The organism is Actinosynnema sp. CS-041913 (assembly GCF_050942485.1).
Classification (GTDB): Bacteria; Actinomycetota; Actinomycetes; order Mycobacteriales; family Pseudonocardiaceae; genus Actinosynnema.
Genome location: NZ_CP192037.1, coordinates 3,774,101 through 3,792,175 on the forward strand (window position 1 = coordinate 3,774,101; position 18,075 = coordinate 3,792,175).

Annotated in this window: 13 protein-coding genes; 8 read left to right on the forward strand and 5 right to left on the reverse strand. The window is 70.1% G+C overall.

The genetic code is table 11. The features are described from left to right. Positions 1-139 precede the first annotated feature (139 nt). A complete protein-coding gene (locus ACQPZF_RS18010; protein WP_433274595.1) occupies positions 140-1,699 on the forward strand; it encodes an alpha/beta hydrolase in 1,560 nt (519 codons plus the stop codon). Here ACQPZF_RS18010 and ACQPZF_RS18015 read toward each other — a convergent pair. Next, the gene (locus tag ACQPZF_RS18015; RefSeq protein WP_433273048.1) at positions 1,696-2,988 is read right to left on the reverse strand and encodes a hypothetical protein; all 1,293 of its coding nucleotides are present in this window, start codon (positions 2,986-2,988) and stop codon (positions 1,696-1,698) included. The genes ACQPZF_RS18010 and ACQPZF_RS18015 overlap by 4 nt on opposite strands. Positions 2,989-3,191: 203 nt before the next feature. Between ACQPZF_RS18015 and ACQPZF_RS18020 the strand changes: the two genes are divergently transcribed. Beyond that, positions 3,192-3,683, forward strand: a complete 492-nt coding sequence (locus ACQPZF_RS18020; RefSeq protein WP_433273050.1) for a Uma2 family endonuclease — start codon at positions 3,192-3,194, stop codon at positions 3,681-3,683. A gap of 51 nt (positions 3,684-3,734) precedes the next feature. On the opposite strand, the gene ACQPZF_RS18025 is transcribed toward ACQPZF_RS18020, so the two are convergent. Beyond that, the gene (locus tag ACQPZF_RS18025) at positions 3,735-6,602 is read right to left on the reverse strand and encodes an aconitate hydratase (RefSeq protein ID WP_433273051.1); all 2,868 of its coding nucleotides are present in this window, start codon (positions 6,600-6,602) and stop codon (positions 3,735-3,737) included. Positions 6,603-6,753: 151 nt separating this feature from the next. On the opposite strand from ACQPZF_RS18025, the gene ACQPZF_RS18030 reads away from it, so the two are divergent. Beyond that, positions 6,754-7,497, forward strand: a complete 744-nt coding sequence (locus ACQPZF_RS18030) for an ABC transporter ATP-binding protein (RefSeq protein WP_433273053.1) — start codon at positions 6,754-6,756, stop codon at positions 7,495-7,497. Continuing rightward, entirely contained in the window at positions 7,494-8,141 is a 648-nt protein-coding gene (locus ACQPZF_RS18035) for a hypothetical protein (RefSeq protein ID WP_433273056.1), read from the forward strand. The genes ACQPZF_RS18030 and ACQPZF_RS18035 overlap by 4 nt, the downstream gene beginning before the upstream one ends. 511 nt (positions 8,142-8,652) lie before the next feature. On the opposite strand, the gene ACQPZF_RS18040 is transcribed toward ACQPZF_RS18035, so the two are convergent. Together ACQPZF_RS18040 and ACQPZF_RS18045 are read right to left on the reverse strand one after the other, a co-directional pair. Further along, entirely contained in the window at positions 8,653-10,191 is a 1,539-nt protein-coding gene (locus ACQPZF_RS18040; protein WP_433273058.1) for a flagellar basal body protein FliL, read from the reverse strand. Further along, entirely contained in the window at positions 10,175-10,615 is a 441-nt protein-coding gene (locus ACQPZF_RS18045) for a hypothetical protein (protein ID WP_433273060.1), read from the reverse strand. Before ACQPZF_RS18045 ends, ACQPZF_RS18040 begins: the two co-directional genes overlap by 17 nt. 62 nt (positions 10,616-10,677) lie before the next feature. On the opposite strand from ACQPZF_RS18045, the gene ACQPZF_RS18050 reads away from it, so the two are divergent. From ACQPZF_RS18050 to ACQPZF_RS18065, 4 genes are all read left to right on the forward strand, one after another. After that, positions 10,678-11,451, forward strand: a complete 774-nt coding sequence (locus tag ACQPZF_RS18050; RefSeq protein WP_433273062.1) for an SIR2 family NAD-dependent protein deacylase — start codon at positions 10,678-10,680, stop codon at positions 11,449-11,451. 61 nt (positions 11,452-11,512) lie between these two features. Next, on the forward strand, positions 11,513-12,094 hold the full coding sequence (locus ACQPZF_RS18055) for a carbonic anhydrase family protein (protein ID WP_433273065.1): 582 nt from the start codon (positions 11,513-11,515) through the stop codon (positions 12,092-12,094). 119 nt (positions 12,095-12,213) lie between these two features. Then, complete coding sequence (locus tag ACQPZF_RS18060) at positions 12,214-13,743, forward strand: AMP-binding protein (RefSeq protein ID WP_433273067.1); 1,530 nt, start codon at positions 12,214-12,216, stop codon at positions 13,741-13,743. Between the two features lie 155 nt (positions 13,744-13,898). Next, positions 13,899-15,164, forward strand: a complete 1,266-nt coding sequence (locus ACQPZF_RS18065; protein WP_433273069.1) for an NlpC/P60 family protein — start codon at positions 13,899-13,901, stop codon at positions 15,162-15,164. A gap of 84 nt (positions 15,165-15,248) precedes the next feature. Here ACQPZF_RS18065 and ACQPZF_RS18070 read toward each other — a convergent pair whose 3' ends face one another. Then, positions 15,249-18,056 carry a BTAD domain-containing putative transcriptional regulator gene (locus ACQPZF_RS18070; RefSeq protein ID WP_433273071.1) on the reverse strand — a complete coding sequence of 936 codons (2,808 nt, stop codon included), beginning with the start codon at positions 18,054-18,056 and terminating at the stop codon, positions 15,249-15,251. Positions 18,057-18,075 lie beyond the last annotated feature (19 nt).

The following is an 18,075-nucleotide window of genomic DNA, read 5'->3' on the forward strand; positions in this document are numbered from 1 at the left end:
CATCCGTTCTGCGGGTGTACTGCTACCCGTACGGGTGAGAGCCTCGCGCGACGGCGCCGTGGAATGACGACGAGGGTCGGCGCCGGAGACGTGAGGAGCGCTACCCGTGAAGCTTGGCAGCAGAGCGCTGGTCGTCGCGATGGTCCTGGGCACCGCCGTGTCCGGCCTCGCGGCGACCGGCACCGCGAACGCCCAGGAAGCGCAGGGCGCCGCGCCCGTGCAGTGGGCCCAGTGCGCCGACGACGTGTTGAAGCAGATCCCCGCCGCGCAGCGGGAGAGGGTCCGCTGCGCCAACCACCCGGTCCCGCTGGACCACCGCAAGCCGCGCGGCGAGAAGATCACCGTCGCGCTGATGAAGTCACCCGCGACCGACCAGGCCAACAAGATCGGCTCGCTGTTCATCAACCCCGGCGGCCCCGGCGGCGCCGGCCTGATCTACTCCGCGTACGGCAGCTCGTTCTTCCAGCCGGAGATCATGAAGCGGTTCGACCTGATCGGGTTCGACCCGCGCGGCGTGGGCCGCAGCTCGCCGCTGCGCTGCTTCAAGACCGAGGAAGAGGCCAACGAGGTCTTCGGCCGCATGTCGTCCATCCCGGTCACCCGCACCGAGATCCGCGACACCATGGACGCCACCGAGGACTACACCGAGGCGTGCAAGCGCACCGCCGGCCCGCTGCTCCGCCACATGTCCACCGAGGACGTGGCACGTGACCTCGACCTGTTGCGGCAGGGCGTGGGCGACAAGGAGCTGACGTTCGTCGGCTTCTCCTACGGCACGCTGCTCGGCGCGACCTACGCCAACGTCTTCCCCAAGAAGTCACGGGCGCTCGTGCTGGACGGCAACGTCGACCCGGCGCTGCGCACCTCCAACGGCGCGGAGTACGACCGGCAGCGCGCGCAGGGCTTCGAGCTGGCCTTGGACGCGTTCCTCAAGCGGTGCGACGCCGAGGGCGTCAAGTGCGCGTACAGCGAGGGCAACCCGCGCGCCAAGTTCGACGAGGTGCGCGACGCGCTGCGCAAGGCGTCGATCACCCTGCCGACGGGCGAGGTCGTCACGTACGCGGGCTACATCGGCCGGGTGACCGGCGACCTGTACGCGCCGACCCGGTTCAAGGCGCTGGCGACCTGGTTGCAGGCCATCTACCAGGTGCTGCACCCGTCGGCCGCGCTGACCGTGCAGCAGGCCCCCGTGCTGGAAGCCCCGCTGGCGAACAAGCACGGTCTCGCCGACGTCCGCGCGGGCGTCGCGGGTGACGCCGAGTACCTGTCCGACGACTCGTACTACGGCGTGAACTGCACCGACAAGCCGTTCCTGCGGGTGCCGGGGCTGTTCCCGTTCCTGGCGGCGAAGTGGGAGCGCGAGTCGCCCACGTTCGGCCGCCAGCAGGCCGCGTCCGACCTGCTGACGTGCGCGTCGTGGCCGGTGCCGCGCCCCGACCGGTACGCGGGGCCGTGGAACAAGCACACCAAGAACCCGGTCGTCGTGGTGGGCAACTACTACGACCCGGCGACGCAGTACAAGTTCTCCGAGCGGATGGCCCGCCAGTTGGGCAACGCGCGGCTGATCAGCGTCGACTCGTTCGGGCACTGCATCCTCGGTGACAGCGCGGGCGCGGACACCGCGGTGACCGACTACCTGGTGAACCTGAAGGCTCCGGCGAACGGGCAGGTCTTCCAGCCCAACGCCCAGCCGTTCTAACGGGTGCGGGCGCGGCTGTCGCGGGTGAACGCGACAGCCGCACCGGCCAGGACCACCACTTCCGGGTACTCCGGCGCCAGGTGCCAGGCGGCGGCCAGGTAGCCCGCGGCCGTGGCCACGACCAGGAAGTTCTTCGCCCGCCACGCCCAGACCGCCAGCCCGACGGCGACCGCCACGGCAACGGCCCGGGTGAAGTGCAGGTCGGCGGACGGGTCGAACGCGATCGCCACGGCGCTGGTCATCTCGTCCGACTGGAGCGTCGCGTAGTAGCCGGTGGTGGACCTGGACCCGTACGTGACGGGCGGCGGGCCGACCACCCAGTAGTCGGCCAGTTTCGCGGTGAGCACACCGAGACCCGTTGCCAGCAGAGGGAACCAGACGCCGGGCCTGCGCGCGTGCAGGTCGTGGGCGGCCAACAGGAGCGCGGCGGCCACCGCCACGACGGCCGGGAACGGTTGCGGCTCGACGAGCGCGGCCACCGCGTACACCGCCGTCGCCGCCGCGAGCCGCAGACTGCGCAGGTACCCGGCCACGACCACCAGCACGGCGACGCCGACCAGCGATCCGTACTCCCAGAACGGACCGGACAGCCCCACCACGATCAACGGCAACCACACCGGCCGCTTCTCGTCGGGCGCACGCATCGTCGTGAACGCCACCGCCGCGCCGATCAGGAGGACCAGTTCGGGGTGAGGCTGCGTGAAGGGGTCGGCGTACTGCTCCCGATCGGTCCACCCCATCGCCGGTTGCGGTTCGGGCAGCAGGAGCCACGCGGCGACCAGGTACCCGGCGGCAGTGACCGCGACGACAGGACTCCGCGCCTGCAACGCCCAGATCCCCAGCCCCGAGGCGACGGCGAAGGCGGCGACCAGGACTCCCACGTCGACGTAGGAACCGTCATCCGGCCACCACGAGATCGTGGTGATCTGGGTAATCGTCCGCGAATCCTCCTCAGGGGAGCGGGCCGGCCACGGCACGGACCGCAGCCACACCATGCCGAGCGAGGTCGTGAACAAGCCCAGACCTGTTGCCAGCAAAGGGAACCAGACGCCGGGCCGGCGGGCGTGCAGGTCGTGCGCGGCCAGCACCACCGCGGCGGCGACCGCCACGACCGTCGGGAACGGCGGCATCCCGTAGACAGCGGCCAACGCGAACACCAGGACCGCGGCGACAAGTTGAAGACTCCTTTGCCACCACGCGACACTCAGCAACACGCCGATGCCCGCGAGCGGACCGTGGTCCCACAACGCGCTGAGCAGACCGACCAGGACCAGTGGCAGCCACACCACCACGCCTCACCCCCTGAGGGGCCACACCCTAGCGAGGCCGGCGTTTGGGGGTGACGCGGACCGGACCTGGCGCCGTCGAGCCCCGGTTCTACGCTTGCCCCATGGCTGTCGAACCCCAGTGGCCCTACGTCCCCGCGCGAGGCTGGACAGCCGCTGATCTCGATCACATCGGCCGGGAAGGCCCCTACGGCGAGCTTGACGTGTTGAAGCACATCGAGCTGGTCGACGGAGAACTCATCATCATGGACCCTCGGAGTGAGTTCCACGTGTCGGTTGTCGACGGGCTGCTTTGCGAACTCCGGCGGCAAGCGCCCGGCGGGCTCACCGCAGTTCGCGAGATGGATGTCGTTCTCGGGCCGAAGCAGCGGCCTTGTCCGGATGTTTCGGTGGTGTCCGAGGCCTCGGCGGCGGACCTGGATCGCACCTACTACGAGCCCGGTGACGTGCTGTTGGTTGTCGAGGTGGTCTCGCCGTCGTCGGAGATCCGTGATCGGGAGACGAAGCCGAAGCGCTACGCGCAGGGTGGTATCAAGCACTTCTGGCGGGTGGAGAACAGCGACGGCTTGCCGGTGGTCTATGTGTACGAGCTGGACCCGGCGGCGAGCGTGTACGCGCTCACCGGCATCTTCCACGACCGGTTGAAGACCCGGGTGCCGTTTCCGTTGGATATCGGGTTGGACGTCCTGGTTCGTTGACGTGGCGGACGAAGGGGCCGCCCACTGGTGGGCGGCCCCTGGTCGTGGTGTCTAGCTGCGGACCATCTTGCGGAGTACGTAGTGCATGATGCCGCCGTTGCGGTAGTAGTCGGCTTCGCCGGGGGTGTCGATGCGGACGAGGGCGTCGAATTCGATCTTGGGTCCGTCGTGTTTGGTGGCGGTGACGTGCACGGTGCGTGGTGTGGTGCCGTCGTTGAGTGCGGTGATGCCGGTGAAGTCGAACGTCTCGGTGCCGTCGAGGCCCAGGTCCGCGGCGGTCTGGCCGTCGGGGAACTGGAGTGGCAGGACGCCCATGCCGATGAGGTTGGAGCGGTGGATGCGTTCGAAGGATTCGGCGATCACGGCGCGTACGCCGAGGAGTGAGGTGCCTTTGGCGGCCCAGTCGCGGGAGGAGCCGGAGCCGTATTCCTTGCCTGCGAGGACGACGAGGGGGATGCCGGCTTCGGCGTAGGCGACGGAGGCGTCGTAGATGGTGGTCTGTTCGCCGTCGGCGAGGAAGTTGCGGGTGTAGCCGCCTTGGACGTCGTCGAGCAGGAGGTTGCGCAGGCGGATGTTGGCGAAGGTGCCGCGGATCATGACTTCGTGGTTGCCGCGGCGTGAGCCGTAGGAGTTGAAGTCCTTGCGTTCGACGCCGTGTTCGGTGAGGTACTTGCCGGCGGGGGAGTCGGTTTTGATCGCGCCGGCGGGGGAGATGTGGTCGGTGGTGACCGAGTCGCCGAGCAGGGCCAGCACGCGCGCGCCGCTGATCTCGGTCACCGGCTTCGGGTCCATCTCCATGCCCTCGAAGTACGGGGGCTTCCGGACGTAGGTCGACTGCGCGTCCCACTCGAACGTCTTGCCGGTCGGCGTCGGCAGCGACTGCCAGCGCTGGTCGCCCGCGAACACGTCCGCGTAGCCCTTGGTGAAGCCCTCCGGCGAGATGGCCGACGCGACCACCTCGGAGATCTCCTGCGGCGACGGCCAGATGTCGGCCAGGTACACCGGCTCGCCGGCCTGGTCGGTGCCCAGCGGCTCGGTGGTGATGTCCTTGTCCATCGAACCGGCCAGCGCGTACGCCACCACGAGCGGCGGGGACGCCAGGTAGTTCATCTTGATGTCCGGGTTGATCCGGCCCTCGAAGTTCCGGTTGCCGGACAGCACCGACACCGCGGCGAGGTCGCCGTGGCCGATGCCCGCCGAGATCTCGTCCTGCAACGGGCCCGAGTTGCCGATGCACGTGGTGCAGCCGTAGCCGACCAGGTGGAAGCCCAGCTTCTCCAGGTACGGCAGCAGGCCCGCGCGCGCGTAGTAGTCCATGACGACCTTGGAACCCGGCGCGAGGGTGGTCTTCACCCACGGCTTGCGCTCCAGGCCCTTCTCCACGGCCTTCTTCGCCAGCAGCGCCGCGCCGATCATCACCGACGGGTTGGACGTGTTGGTGCACGAGGTGATCGCGGCGATCGCGACCGCGCCGTGGTCCAGCTCGAACTCGGCGCCGTCCAGGGTCACCTTCACCGGGTTGGACGGACGCCCGTTCGCGCCCTCGGCCGCGGAGTGGAACACCCGCGGCGCGCCGCCCGCGTCGCCGTTGGACACCGAGACCGGGTCGCTGGCCGGGAACGTCTCCTCCACGCCCTCGTCCACATTGGACTTGGAGGCGTCCTCGGTGTTGGCCACGTACGCGCCGAGCGCCTGGCGGAACGCGGCCTTGGCGTCGGTCAGCTCGATGCGGTCCTGCGGGCGCTTCGGGCCGGCGATCGACGGGACCACCGTCGACAGGTCCAGCTCCAGCGTCTCGGAGTACACCGGCTCGTGCGCCGGGTCGTGCCAGAGGCCTTGCTCCTTGGCGTACGCCTCGACCAGTTCGAGCTGGTCGGCGGTGCGGCCGGTCAGCTTCAGGTAGTCGATGGTCTCGCCGTCGATCGGGAAGATCGCGCAGGTGGAGCCGAACTCGGGGCTCATGTTGCCGATGGTGGCGCGGTTGGCCAGCGGCACCGCGCCCACGCCGGAGCCGTAGAACTCCACGAACTTGCCGACCACGCCGTGCTTGCGCAGCATTTCGGTGATGGTCAGCACGAGGTCGGTGGCGGTCGCGCCGGCGGGCAGCTCGCCGTGCAGCTTGAAGCCCACCACGCGCGGGATCAGCATGGACACCGGCTGGCCGAGCATCGCGGCCTCCGCCTCGATGCCGCCGACGCCCCAGCCCAGCACGCCGATGCCGTTCACCATGGTGGTGTGCGAGTCGGTGCCGACCAGGGTGTCCGGGTAGGCCTGCGGGAGCGTGCCTCCGCTGCCGGCGGGCAGGTCGCGGACCATCACCACGCGCGCGAGGTGCTCGATGTTGACCTGGTGCACGATGCCGGTGCCGGGCGGGACGACCTTGAACTCGTCGAACGCGGTCTGGCCCCAGCGCAGGAACTGGTAGCGCTCCTTGTTGCGCTGGTACTCCAGGTCGACGTTCAGCTCGAACGCGTCCGGGCGGCCGAAGATGTCCGCGATGACCGAGTGGTCGATGACCAGCTCGGCGGGCGCCAGCGGGTTGACCTTGGTCGGGTCGCCACCCAACTGGGTGACGGCCTCGCGCATGGTGGCCAGGTCGACCACGCAGGGCACGCCGGTGAAGTCCTGCATCACCACCCGGCCGGGGGTGAACTGGATCTCCGTGTCCGGCTCGGCGGACGGATCCCAGCCGCCCAGCGCGCGCACGTGGTCGGCGGTGATGTTCGCGCCGTCCTCGGTCCGCAGCAGGTTCTCCAGCAGGATCTTCAAGCTGTACGGGAGCCGCTCCGCTCCCTCGACCGCGCTCAGTCGGAACACCTCGTACGAGGCGTTCCCCACGGTGAGCGTGCCGCGGGCGCCGAAGCTGTCCTTACTAGTGCCCCCGGTGCCGGCAGGCACGGGCTTCCCTGGTCCAGTCACGTGAAACTCCATCTGTGACGCGCAAGTCGGTTGGGAACTTCTGCTGAGTCTTCCGCACCCTGCGGCGCGGCGCCCTCTCGCCCTAAACAGTACGCGTGTCCTGTATTCCGCTTCAACCCGGCCCTACCGAGATCAGGGCATCATCACACCCGTGGTCCGTCTTGATCGAATCGGCAAGCGGTACGGGCGGGGCCCGTGGGTGCTGCGCGACGTGTCGCTCGCGGTGCGGCCCGGCGAGGCGGTCGTGGTGACCGGCGGCAACGGCTCCGGGAAGTCCACCCTGCTGCGCATCGCCGCCGGGCTGAGCAGCCCGACGTCCGGGCGCGTCGAGCGGTCCCGGTCGGTGGGCTACCTGCCGGAGCGGTTCCCGCCCGGTGTCAAGCTGTCGGCCCGGGACTACCTGCGCCACCTCGCGGCCGTGCGGGGCGTGCCGGCGCGGTGGGACCTGGTGGAGGCCCTGGGCTTCGTCGGCGATGCGGACGCGCCGATGGCCACCCTCTCCAAGGGCAACACGCAGAAGATCGCCCTCGCACAGGCCTTGTCCGCCACCGGCTTGCTGGTGCTCGACGAGCCGTGGTCCGGCCTGGACGCCGCCGCCGGGGCGGTGCTCGCCGAACTGGTGACAGCGGGCGAGGCGGCGGTGCTGCTCACCGACCACCACGGCCACGACCTGCCCGGTGCCCGCGAGCTGCCGTTGGGCGCGGCGCGGACCGGGGTGGTGATCGAACTGGACCGGGTGGGAGAGCTGTTCGACAAGGTCAGCTCGCTGGAAGGGGTCGTGGTGGCACGGGCCGTCGGGGGAGGGGCGCGGGTGGAGGTCGAGCCCTCGTACAGCGACCTGGTCCTGGCCGAGGCCCTGCGGCTGGGCTGCTCGGTGCGGAGCGTGCGCTCATGACGGCACTGGTGCGCTACCTGCTGGCGGACGTGCTGCGCACCCAGCGTTACTTGCCGCCACTGCTGGCCTTCGCCGCCGTGCTGGCCATGTTCAACGCCGGCGACGCCGGACCACCGTTGTCCGCCTACGCCGGTCCGTCCGCGTTCTTCTACCCGGTCGCGGTGTGGCTGACCATCGTGATCGCGACCGCCGAGGACCCCGTGCGACGTGCGGTCACCGTGACGACAGCCGGCGGCTGGGGCCGGGCACAGGGAGCAGTCACCGCGCTGTCGTGCCTGGCGGTGACGGTAGTAGCGGCATTCGCGGCCTTGGTGCCAGTCCTGACCCAGTCCCGCCCTTATCCGTTGACCACGATCGCGTCCGGATTCGCCGCACTGCTGGTGTGCGGCCTGACCGGAGTCGGAGTAGGCGTCCTGTGCACCCGGCCGATCATCACCCAACACGGCTGGTCGGTACTGACCGCCGCCGCACTGATCCTGCTGACGTTCCTGTTCGGCCAAACACCCCCGATCGGCAACGTCCTGGGCGCACTCGGCCACGAAACCAACCTCGCCCAGAATCTGGCAATATCCGGGACAGCAGCCGGATTTCTCGTAGCAGCCGCCACCCTGGCCGCACGAACACTAGGCCCACGCCGAAACTGACAGACAACAGAGCAAGCAAGGCTTTTACGAAAAAGGACGGCAGAAGGGCAACCACGGACTCAAAGCGCCCTGTAAGCACGCAGGTCTGGGCTCAAGCCGGGGACAGCACGCAACGGGACCACATCATCGGGAGCCCTAAAGGCTGTCGGGGGACCGGTGTCAGCGCAACACGCCGCCCGCAGAGTGACCCGCCCAGCGTGCCAGGCCGCGTGCCTTCGGCCCGAAGAGCACGCGACCTGGCAGCCGCAAGTGCGCGATCCGTAGCGCGCGTGGCGTTCCAGCCGTCCCTGGCAGCATCAGGGCTTAGCGATGATGTGGTGCCGCTGCTTAGCGTTCCCGGCTTGAGACCAGACCTGCGTAGGTACTGGTCGCCTTGCGTTGTGGTTCCGCTGCGGTGGTGCCGTTGCGTATCTCTTCGTGCTTTTTGTGCTTTTGTGTTTTCGTGCGAGAGCCCCGCCGGGCTTGCCGGCGGGGCTCTCCGTGTTGCCTTACTTGTTGCCTTGTGGGGCTCTTACTTGGCGAGCTTGAGCAGCTCGTCGATGTCCTTCGGCTGGAGACCGCGCATCAGCGTCAGGAAGATCTCGCTGTAGCTGCGGATCGGGCTGACGTACCACTTGCCGTCGACCTCGGTGGTGACGACGCCGATGCCGTCCTTGAGCACCTGTGCACCGACGCGGGCGATCACGTCCACGGCGGCCGGTGGGATGTCGCCACCGCCCTGCTGCTCCGCGAGTTGCGCGATCTCGTCCGCGCACAGCCGCTGCGTCTGGCCGTCGGCCTTCGCGGTGTAGCAGTCGCCGTCGCGGGAGACCTCGCCCTTCTCGCCCTTGACCTCCAGGACGAGCTTGCGCACGGTTAGCTGCTTGCCGCCCGTGACGTCCTTCGAGTCGGTCTCCAGCTCGACCAGCTTCGCGCCCGTGTTGGGCACGCGGCCGATCTGGTCCAGGATCACCGGGCCGACGTCCTGGATCACGCCCATCTCGTCCGGCGGCAGGAGTGCGATGACGCCCTTGACATCACCGGCGAGCGCCTTGTCCACCATGCCCTTGGCCGCCGCCTCCGGGGAGTCCGCGCCGGCCGGCGCGATGCCCTGGGCGGGCCACTTGAGGTCTTCCTCCTCCAGCGCGGCGTTCGCGAGCGTGTAGAACAGCGACGGGTACCAGTCGCTGCCGACCTTGATCGTCGCGATGCCGATCGGCTTGCCCTTGCGCTTCTCCTTCTCCTTGGCGAAGTCGAGCGTGTCGGTCTCGGGCTCCTGGTCCAGCTTCGCGCCCAGCGCCTTGACCAGCTTGTCGGTCAGCGGGATCTGCTTGACGTCCGAGGTGACCGTGATCTTGCCCTCGACCACCTTGTTGATGGTCAGCCGGTCGTTGACCTTCTCGGCGGCGGCCTCGTCGAACTTGATGCCCTCGCTCTTGATCTGGACGCCGCTGATCTTCTGCGGGTCGGCGTCCTTCTTCAGGATCTCCAGCCGCTTGGCCTCGCTGACGGTGGCCTCGGTGTAGTCCTTGCTCAGCTTCGCCTCGGCGGGCGCCAGGCCGTTCATGATGCCCAGGACGTCACCGCTGCCCAACGCGCTGAGCAGGTTGTTCGCGGCGGTCTGCGGGTTCTCGGAGCCGGCCGCGACGGAGTCGGAGCTGCGCAGCGCGCGAACCGTGAAGAAGGTGCCGGCGGCCAGTGCCAGGACGGCCACGATCGCCGTGATCACCAGGCCGGTGCGCTTCTTCTTCGGCGGCTCGCCGCCCGCGAAGCCGTAGGGCGGCTGGCCGTACGGCGGCTGGCCACCGCCGAACTGCTGCTGGGGGTCGCCGAACTGCTGCTGGTACCCCTGCTGGGGGAAGCCCTGCGGGCCGGTCTGCGGGTAGCCCTGTTGCGGCTGCGGGCCGGTCTGCGGGTAACCCGGCTGCGGGCCGGTCTGCGGATATCCGCCCTGCTGCGGGTAGCCGCCCTGCTGGGGCTGCTGCTGCTGCCACCCGCCTTGCTGCTGGGGCTGGCCGTACGGGTTGTTCTGCGGCGGCCACTCGCCTCCGCCGCTACCTGGGTGGCTCACGGTGCTCCTCCTGGACTGATCGCTGTGCGGGTTTCGCGGTGAGCACGGTGATCGCACCCGCGACCCCCAGCACGGCACCACCGAGGGTGACGACCGGTCCGGTCAGGCTGATCCCGACCAGCGCACCCTCGTTGCCCCCTTGGACGGCGGCAAGGGCCGCCACCGTTCCCGCAATCGTGCCAAAGAGCAGAGCAAGAAAAGAGGCAAACCTGTGAAATCGCATCAACCAGAGCACCACGCAGCACACCGCCAACGGGGTGATCCCGACCCAGACACCCCGGATCACCTCGCCGGAAGGGCCGTCCAACCCGGCGAAACCACGCAGCGCGAGCACCTCGTAACTGTCTCTCGTGACCGTTCCAGAACGCAGCCACGGCAGGAAGGTTCCCGCCACCGCTGTGATCAAGCCGACAACCCCGAACACCGCGCCCCATGTCCTCCGCACGTGCCCATGCTCGCAAACACCCGACGTGGAATGGTGGGGGAATGGACGCACGGGACGCGATGGCCACCGCGCGCCGCATCACCGTGCTCACCGGCGCGGGGGTCTCGACGGACTCGGGCATCCCGGATTTTCGCGGCCCGGCCGGGGTGTGGACGGCGTTCGGGCGCGAGTTCACGCTCGACGACTACCTGACCGATCCGGCGGTGCGGCGGGCGGCGTGGCAGGCGAGGCTGCGGCATCCGGTGTGGACGGCCGCGCCGAACGTCGCGCACCTGGCGTTGGCGGAACTGGAGCGGACCGGACGGGTGCGGGCGTTGCTGACGCAGAACGTGGACGGGCTGCACCAGCGGGCCGGGTCTTCGGCGGTGGTCGAGTTGCACGGGTCTTTGGCGGGGACCGTGTGCGCGGCTTGTGGTGCCACGGGTGCGATGCGTGACGCGTTGGCGCGCGTGCGCGCGGGGGAGGACGACCCGGATTGCCTTGTGTGCGGCGGGATTCTCCGGTCCACGACGGTGGCTTTCGGTCAGGCGTTGGACGCCGACGTGTTGCGGGCGGCGCGGACGGCGGCGTTGGACTGCGATCTGATGTTGGTGGCCGGGACGTCGTTGTCGGTGGAGCCGGCGGCGGGGTTGGTCGAGTTGGCGGCGCGGGCCGGCGCGGCGGTGGTGATCTGCAACGCGGAGCCGACGCCGTACGACGGGATGGCGACCGCCGTGGTGCGCGGTCCGGTGGGGGAGTCGGTGCCGGAACTGGTCGCGGTGCCGGTCGTGGTGTCCGGGCCGGTGCGGACGTGGGGCGACCCGAGCACGTGGTGATCACCCGAACGTGATCGTCTTTCACTCACCTGGTGAGGGCGTGAGCTGGGAAGATGATGCCATGGGGGAACAACAGTCACCGATCAACATCACCACCCGCGCGGCGATCTCCACCGATGCCATCACGCTCGACGTCGGCTGGGCGGACCACGCGCAGGAGTTCGACTTTCGCGAGGTGGCGGACGGCCACCGGTTCGACCCGCGCGCCGAGAACTGGGTGCGGCTGGGAGCGGGCCGGTTCAACCTGGAGAACGTGCACTTCCACAGGCCCGCCGAGCACTGGGTCGACGGCGTGCGGAACGAAGTCGAGATGCACGCCGTGCACATCCGTGCGGACGACGGTCTCCGGATCTGTGTCGTCGCGGTCTTCCTGACGCTGCCGGAGGTGAGCCTGGCCGCCGAGGGCGAGTCGCCGTTGCCGAAGAAGTTCAACCTGCGTGGCCTGCTGCCGGCCGATCGAAGGTTCCACCTGTACGAGGGCTCGCTGACCACGCCCGGCTTCGAGGAGAACGTGAGTTGGGTGGTCATGCGGGAGTCGGTCGCGGTGACCGATGCCGATCTCGCCAGGTACATCCGCGCCCATGCGGACAAGGCTCGGGCGCCGCAACACCTCAATAGAAGGTTCGTGCTGGCCTCCCAATGAGCCGAGGCCCGGCCTCGTGCCGGCGATTCGCGTCGGTGGTCGTGTCGCCCGCCGCCCGGTTCAGGTGTCGGTGACCGATCGGTAGCCGAGTGTGAGCCCGCTCAATAAGGTCCTTGCGTATGCGCGTACCCCTGACTGTCGCCGACTTCCTCGACCGTGCCGCGCACGTCTTCGCGGACACCACCGCCACCGTGGACGAGCCCGACCAGCCCGCCACCCCGGTGCCGACCACCACCTACGGGCGCCTCGCCGACCGCGTCCGCGCCTGGCAGGCGGGCCTGGACGCGTTGGGGGTCGGCGAGGGGGAACGGGTCGCCGTGGTCAGTCACAACTCGGCCCGGTTGCTCGAACTCCTGCACGCGGTGCCCGCCGGCGGCCGGATCTGCGTGCCGGTGAACTTCCGGCTCCGGGCCGACGAGGTCGCCTACATCGTGGAGCACAGCGGCGCGTCGGTCCTCTTGGTCGACCCCGAGCTGCGCCTGGACCAGGTGACCGCCCGCCACCGGTTCACGCTCGGCGCGGAGAGCGACCAGTTGCTGCGCTTCGACACCGAGCCGCGCCCGTGGTCCGCGCCGGACGAGGACGCTACCGCCACCATCAACTACACCTCCGGCACGACGGCCCGGCCCAAGGGCGTCGAGATGACGCACCGCAACATCTGGCTCAACGCGGTCACCTTCGCCATGCACACCCGTGCCTGGGAGCGCGACGTCTACCTGCACGTCCTGCCGATGTTCCACTGCAACGGCTGGGGCATGCCGTTCGGGCTGGCGGGCCTCGGCGTGCCGCAGGTCGTGCTGCGCAAGGTCGACGGCACGGAGATCCTGCGCCGGGTCCGCGACCACGGCGTCACGCTGATCTGCGGCGCGCCCGCCGTGTGGAACGCCGTGCTGGACGCCGCCCAGACCTGGGACGGCGAGATCCCGGGCCGTGACCGGGTCCGGATCGTGTGCGCGGGCGCCCCGCCGCCCAGCCGCACCATCGCCCGCGTCGGCGACGAACTCGGCTGGGAGTTCCTCCAGCTCTACGGCCTGACCGAGACGTCGCCGCTGCTCACCTTCAACCGCACCCGTCCGGGCGATGACGCGCTGCCGTCCGACGAACGCGCCCGCAAGCTGTCCCGCGCCGGCGCGCCCGGCCTCGGGGTGCGGCTCCGGATCGCCGAGAGCGGCGAGGTGCTGGCCCGGACGAACAACGTCATGGCCGGCTACTGGGAGAACCCGCAGGCCACCGCCGAGGCGATCGAGGACGGCTGGTTCCGCACCGGGGACGGCGGCACGCTGGACGAGGAGGGGCACCTCACGATCTCCGACCGCAAGAAGGACGTGATCATCACCGGCGGTGAGAACGTGTCCTCGATCGAGGTGGAGGACGCGTTGTTCGGCCACCCCGCCGTGGCCGAGGCGGCGGTGATCGGCGTGCCGCACGACAAGTGGGGCGAGACGATCAAGGCGCTGGTCGTCCTCGCCGAGGGCGCGCGGGTCACCGAGGCGGAGCTGATCGCCCACTGCAAGGCGCGGCTCGCCGGGTTCAAGGCGCCCACGTCCGTGGAGTTCCGGGACGCCATCCCGCGCACCGCGACCGGCAAGGTGCAGAAGTTCAAGCTGCGCGAGCCGTACTGGGCGGGGCTGGAGCGCAAAGTCAACTGAAAGTGGGTTTAGCGCGACTCCTGTGACCCATGTGGTTGAAGTTCTTGCCGGGTCAATTGGAAACCTTGGTGCTGTAGTGGCACAGTCTCGGAACGTGTCCAGTTGACGCCATTCGGTGGAACGCGGATCGACCGAGCGGGTGGGAGGCGCGTGTCGTGACTCGATGGGTGATCATGGCGGTCGCGGCGTTGGTCCTGTTCCCGGGCGTGGCCTCGGCGGTCCCGCCGCCACCGCCCAACCCGGGTGACGACGCGATCAGCGCCGGTCGGCAGCAGGCCGACGCGAAGGCCGCCAGGGTCGGCGAGCTGACCAGCCAGCTCACCGAGGCGGAAGCCCGGCTGCAACGGCTCACCGACGACGTCGCGTTCAAGATGGAGCTGGTCAACAAGGCCCGCGTCGACCTGGAGGCCGCCCAGGACGAGGCGGTCCGGGCCCGGCAGGACGCCGACTTCGCCCGCACCGAGGCGGACGCCGCCGGCCGGGCCGTGGACGACGCGCGCCAAGAGCTGGACGAGTTCGCCGCCGCCAGCTTCCAGCAGGGCAGCACGATCGGGTCGCTGTCCGCGTACTTCGGCGCGGCCAGCCCCGAGGACGTGCTGGCCCGCGAGCAACTGCTGGCGGCGGTCGGCGACGCCGGCCTGAACGCGCTGGACGACGTGGAACGGGCGAGGTCGGAGAAGTCCAACAAGGACTCCGCCGCCCGCGCCGCGCTCGACCTCGCGAACCAGCGGCAGGCCGCCGCCGACCAGGCCAGGAAGGACGCCGACGCGGCCCAGCAGGAGGCCGTGCGGGCGCAGCAGGACCAGGCGGGGCAGGCCGCCGCGATCGAGGGCGACAAGGCCAGGGTCGAAGGCGAGCTGACGCAGGCGCTGAACGCCGTCGAAGGCCTGGAAGGCCAACGCGCCCAGTACCACCAGTGGCTGGACGACAAGCGCCGCGAGGAGGAAGCCGCGCTGAACGCCTCGCAGCCCTCCGCCCGCCCCGTGGTCACCGTGCCCGGCGGAGACGGCGTGGAAACCGTCGTCGGCCGCGCGCTGGCGCAACTGGGCGTGCGCTACTCGTGGGGCGGCGGCAACTACGACGGCCCGACGGTCGGCATCCGCGACGGCGGCGTGGGCGACTCGCACGGCGACTACTACAGCGTGGGCTTCGACTGCTCGGGCCTGATGATGTACGCGTTCGCGGGTGTCGGCGTCTACCTGCCGCACTACAGCGGCTACCAGTACAACGCCGGCCGCAAGGTGCCGCTGAGCCAGGCGCAACGCGGCGACATGCTGTTCTGGGGGCCCGGTGGCGGCACGCACGTCGCGCTCTACCTGGGCGGCGGGATGATGGTCGAGGCGCCGTATTCGGGTTCGTCGGTCCGCATCGCACCGGTCCGCTACGGCGGCATCATGCCGTACGCGACCCGCCTCCTCTGACACCCGCGCTCGGAGGTATCGCCCGCGCGCACGGACTTCGCCTCCACCCGGCCAGCACCTCGACGGGCGCACCGGAGCGACACGTCAGGACGTGGTGCCGGTGTGGTCCTTCTCGTCCAGGGTGTCGAGTTGGTGTTGGACGCGGTCGGCGTAGTCGTGGCGGCCTTGATCCCGGTACAACTGGAGTGCTTCTCTCCACACCGCCCGGACGTGCTCGTACTGGCCGAGGGAGGCGTGTGGGTGGCCCAGGTAGTCAAGGGTCTTGGCGGTCTCGTAGGTGCTGCGGATGCCGCGGTAGATGGTGAGGGCCTGCTGGTAGTGGGCGATGGCCTCGTGGTGGTGGCCGGTGTGGTGGTCGATGTAGCCCAGGCTGTCCAGGGTGGCCGCCTCACCATCGGGGTAATCGTGGCGGCGGTACAGGGTGAGGGCTTGTCGGCAGTGGTCGCGGGCGGTGTCGTAGTCGCCGACCTGGGCGGCGAACCATCCCACCGCGTTGAGCGCGCTGGCTTGCCACACCGGGTTGTCGATGGTGCGGAAGAGGTGCAGGGCGCGGGTGGCGTGCTCCAGCGCCTGCTGGAGATCCCCCTGCGGTCCCCGTCCCCAGGCCAGCGCGAGCGCCTGGTGGGTGTGGGCCTGCTCAACGGTGTCGTGGTGGTGTTCGGCCAGGTCGAGGGCGTGGTGCGTGTGCTCCATCGCCTCCTCCTGCCGCCCCAGGTCCCAGTAGGCGCGGCCGAGGAACCGGTGGATGTGGATGCGGGTGGTGGGGTCGGGCAGGTGGGCGGAAGCGTCCAGTGCCGCCTGCCACAACGTCAGCCTCACGTGGAGGTGTCCTCGCCGGGCGTGGTAGAGGGCCGTGGTCCGGGCCAGGTGCCAGACGGTGGGGTGCCAGGCGTGGGTGGTGGCGGTGTGCTGCGCGGCGAGCAGGTTGTGGTGTTCGGTGTCGAACCAGGCCATCGCCGCTGAAGCGTCGGGCGGGGCGTGGGGATGGGCGCCCGGGACGGGCGGGTCCAGGTGGGTGGGCGGGCGGTGCGGGCGCAGGATGTGATCGGCGGCGTCGGCGGTGTGGGTGTAGAAGTCGAGCACGCCGCGTAGCGCCTGTTCCCGCACGTCCTCCGCCAGGCGGTGGGCGGTGGTGGTGGCGTAGGCGCGGATGAGGTCGTGCATGGAGTACCGGTCATCGGAGTCGTGGTCGAGCAGGGACGCCTCGGTGAGGGTGCGCAGGAGGCGTCGGGTGTGGGCGGGTGGGTGTCCGGTGAGGTTGGCGGCGGCGTGGAGGCTGATGTCGGGTCCGGGTGCGATGCCGAGGAGGCTGAACACCTGACGTTGTTCGTCGGTGAGTGCTTCGTGGGACCAGGACAGCACGGCGGGCAGGCTGGCGGTGGGTTCGTCGTCGTCCAGCGCGTCGAGGCCCAGTTCGCACAGTTCGGCGGCGATCCGTGCCAGCGGCAGGTGCGGCTCGGCGTGGGCACGGCCGCCGATCAGGCTCAGGGCGAGGGGGAAGCCCCGGCAGTAGGCCAGGAGTTCGGTGACGGCGTCGGGTTCGGCTTCGACGCGGGTGGCGCCGGCGCGGGCGGTGAGCAGGGCACGCGCCTCCTCCTCGGTGAGGAGTTCCAGGTGCAGGTGGTGTGCGCCGTGGCGGCTGATCAGGGTGGTGAGCCGGCGGCGGCTGGTGACCACCACGGTGCAGGTCGGGCCGCCGGGCAGCAGCGGGGTGATCTGATCGGTGGTCGCGGCGTTGTCCAGCACGATCAGCATCCGCTTGTCGGCCACCAGACTCCGGTACAGCGCGGCCTGCGCCTGCGTGTCCGCCGGGATGCGGGCCGGGTCGACACCGAGGCCGTCGAGGAACCCCCGCACCGCCACACCGGGATTCACGGGTTGGCTGTCGGGGCTGAAACCACGCAGGTCCACGAACAACTGCCCGTCCGGGAACCGGTCTGCCGCGCTGTGCCCCCAGTGCAGCGCCAGCCAGGTCTTGCCGATCCCCCCGGCACCTGCCAAGGCCGAGATCAGCACGGTGCCGCCCTGCTCGGCGGCGGCCTCCAACCGGGCGGTGAGGTCGGCCAGTTCGGTCGTGCGGCCGACGAAGTGCGCCGGCGCCGGCGGCAACTGCCGCGGCACCGGATGCGGATCGGCCACCGACCCGGCCGCGGGAGTGTCCAGGGCGGTGTCGGCGGTGAGGATCCGCTGGTACAGGGCTTGCAGGCCGGGACCGGGGTCCGCGCCCAACTCCTCGGCCAACCGCTCCCGCACAGCGTGATAACGCGCCAGGGCATCGGCCTGACGACCCGACCGGTACAACGCCGTCAGGTACTGACCCGCCAACCGCTCGTCCAGAGGCCGGTCCTCCACCCGCGCGGCCAACACCGGCAACACCTCACCGTGCCGCCCCGTCCGCAACAGCAGGTCGGTGTGGTCCAACTCCGCCGCGGTGCGCTCATCACGTAATCGGGTGCGCCACTGGTTCGCCCACGGCGTGTCCAACCCGGACACCGGATCACCCCGCCACAGGCTCAGCGCCCGCTCCCACAACCCCATCGCCTCGGCATCGTCAACGGTGGCGCGGGCGCGGGCGACGAGATCGGCGAACCGGTGGACATCCACCACCGACGGATCCACCGGACACACATACCCGCCACCGTGACGAGTGATCGTCACCCCGACCGGCGCCAACACCCGGCGCAACTGCGAGACATAGGTGTGCAACGACGGCGGCACCCGCCCCGGACGCGCCTCCCCCCACACCCGCTCGACCACCGCCTCCGGGTACACCGGCCGACCCGACTCGGCCACCAGCACCGCCAGCACATGCCGCTGCCGCGGCGACCCCACCTCGACCACCCGACCGTCCGCCACGACCTCGACCGCACCCAGCAGACGGACCTCTACCACCACGGCATACCCCTGGTGC

Bases quoted from the DNA above. Each gene is read 5' to 3' on its own strand.
- ACQPZF_RS18010 (WP_433274595.1), top strand. From the start codon at position 140: ATGGTCCTGGGCACCGCCGTGTCCGGCCTCGCGGCGACCGGCACCGCG.
- ACQPZF_RS18035 (WP_433273056.1), top strand. From the start codon at position 7,494: ATGACGGCACTGGTGCGCTACCTGCTGGCGGACGTGCTGCGCACCCAG.
- ACQPZF_RS18050 (WP_433273062.1), top strand. From the start codon at position 10,678: ATGGACGCACGGGACGCGATGGCCACCGCGCGCCGCATCACCGTGCTC.
- ACQPZF_RS18055 (WP_433273065.1), top strand. From the start codon at position 11,513: ATGGGGGAACAACAGTCACCGATCAACATCACCACCCGCGCGGCGATC.
- ACQPZF_RS18060 (WP_433273067.1), top strand. From the start codon at position 12,214: ATGCGCGTACCCCTGACTGTCGCCGACTTCCTCGACCGTGCCGCGCAC.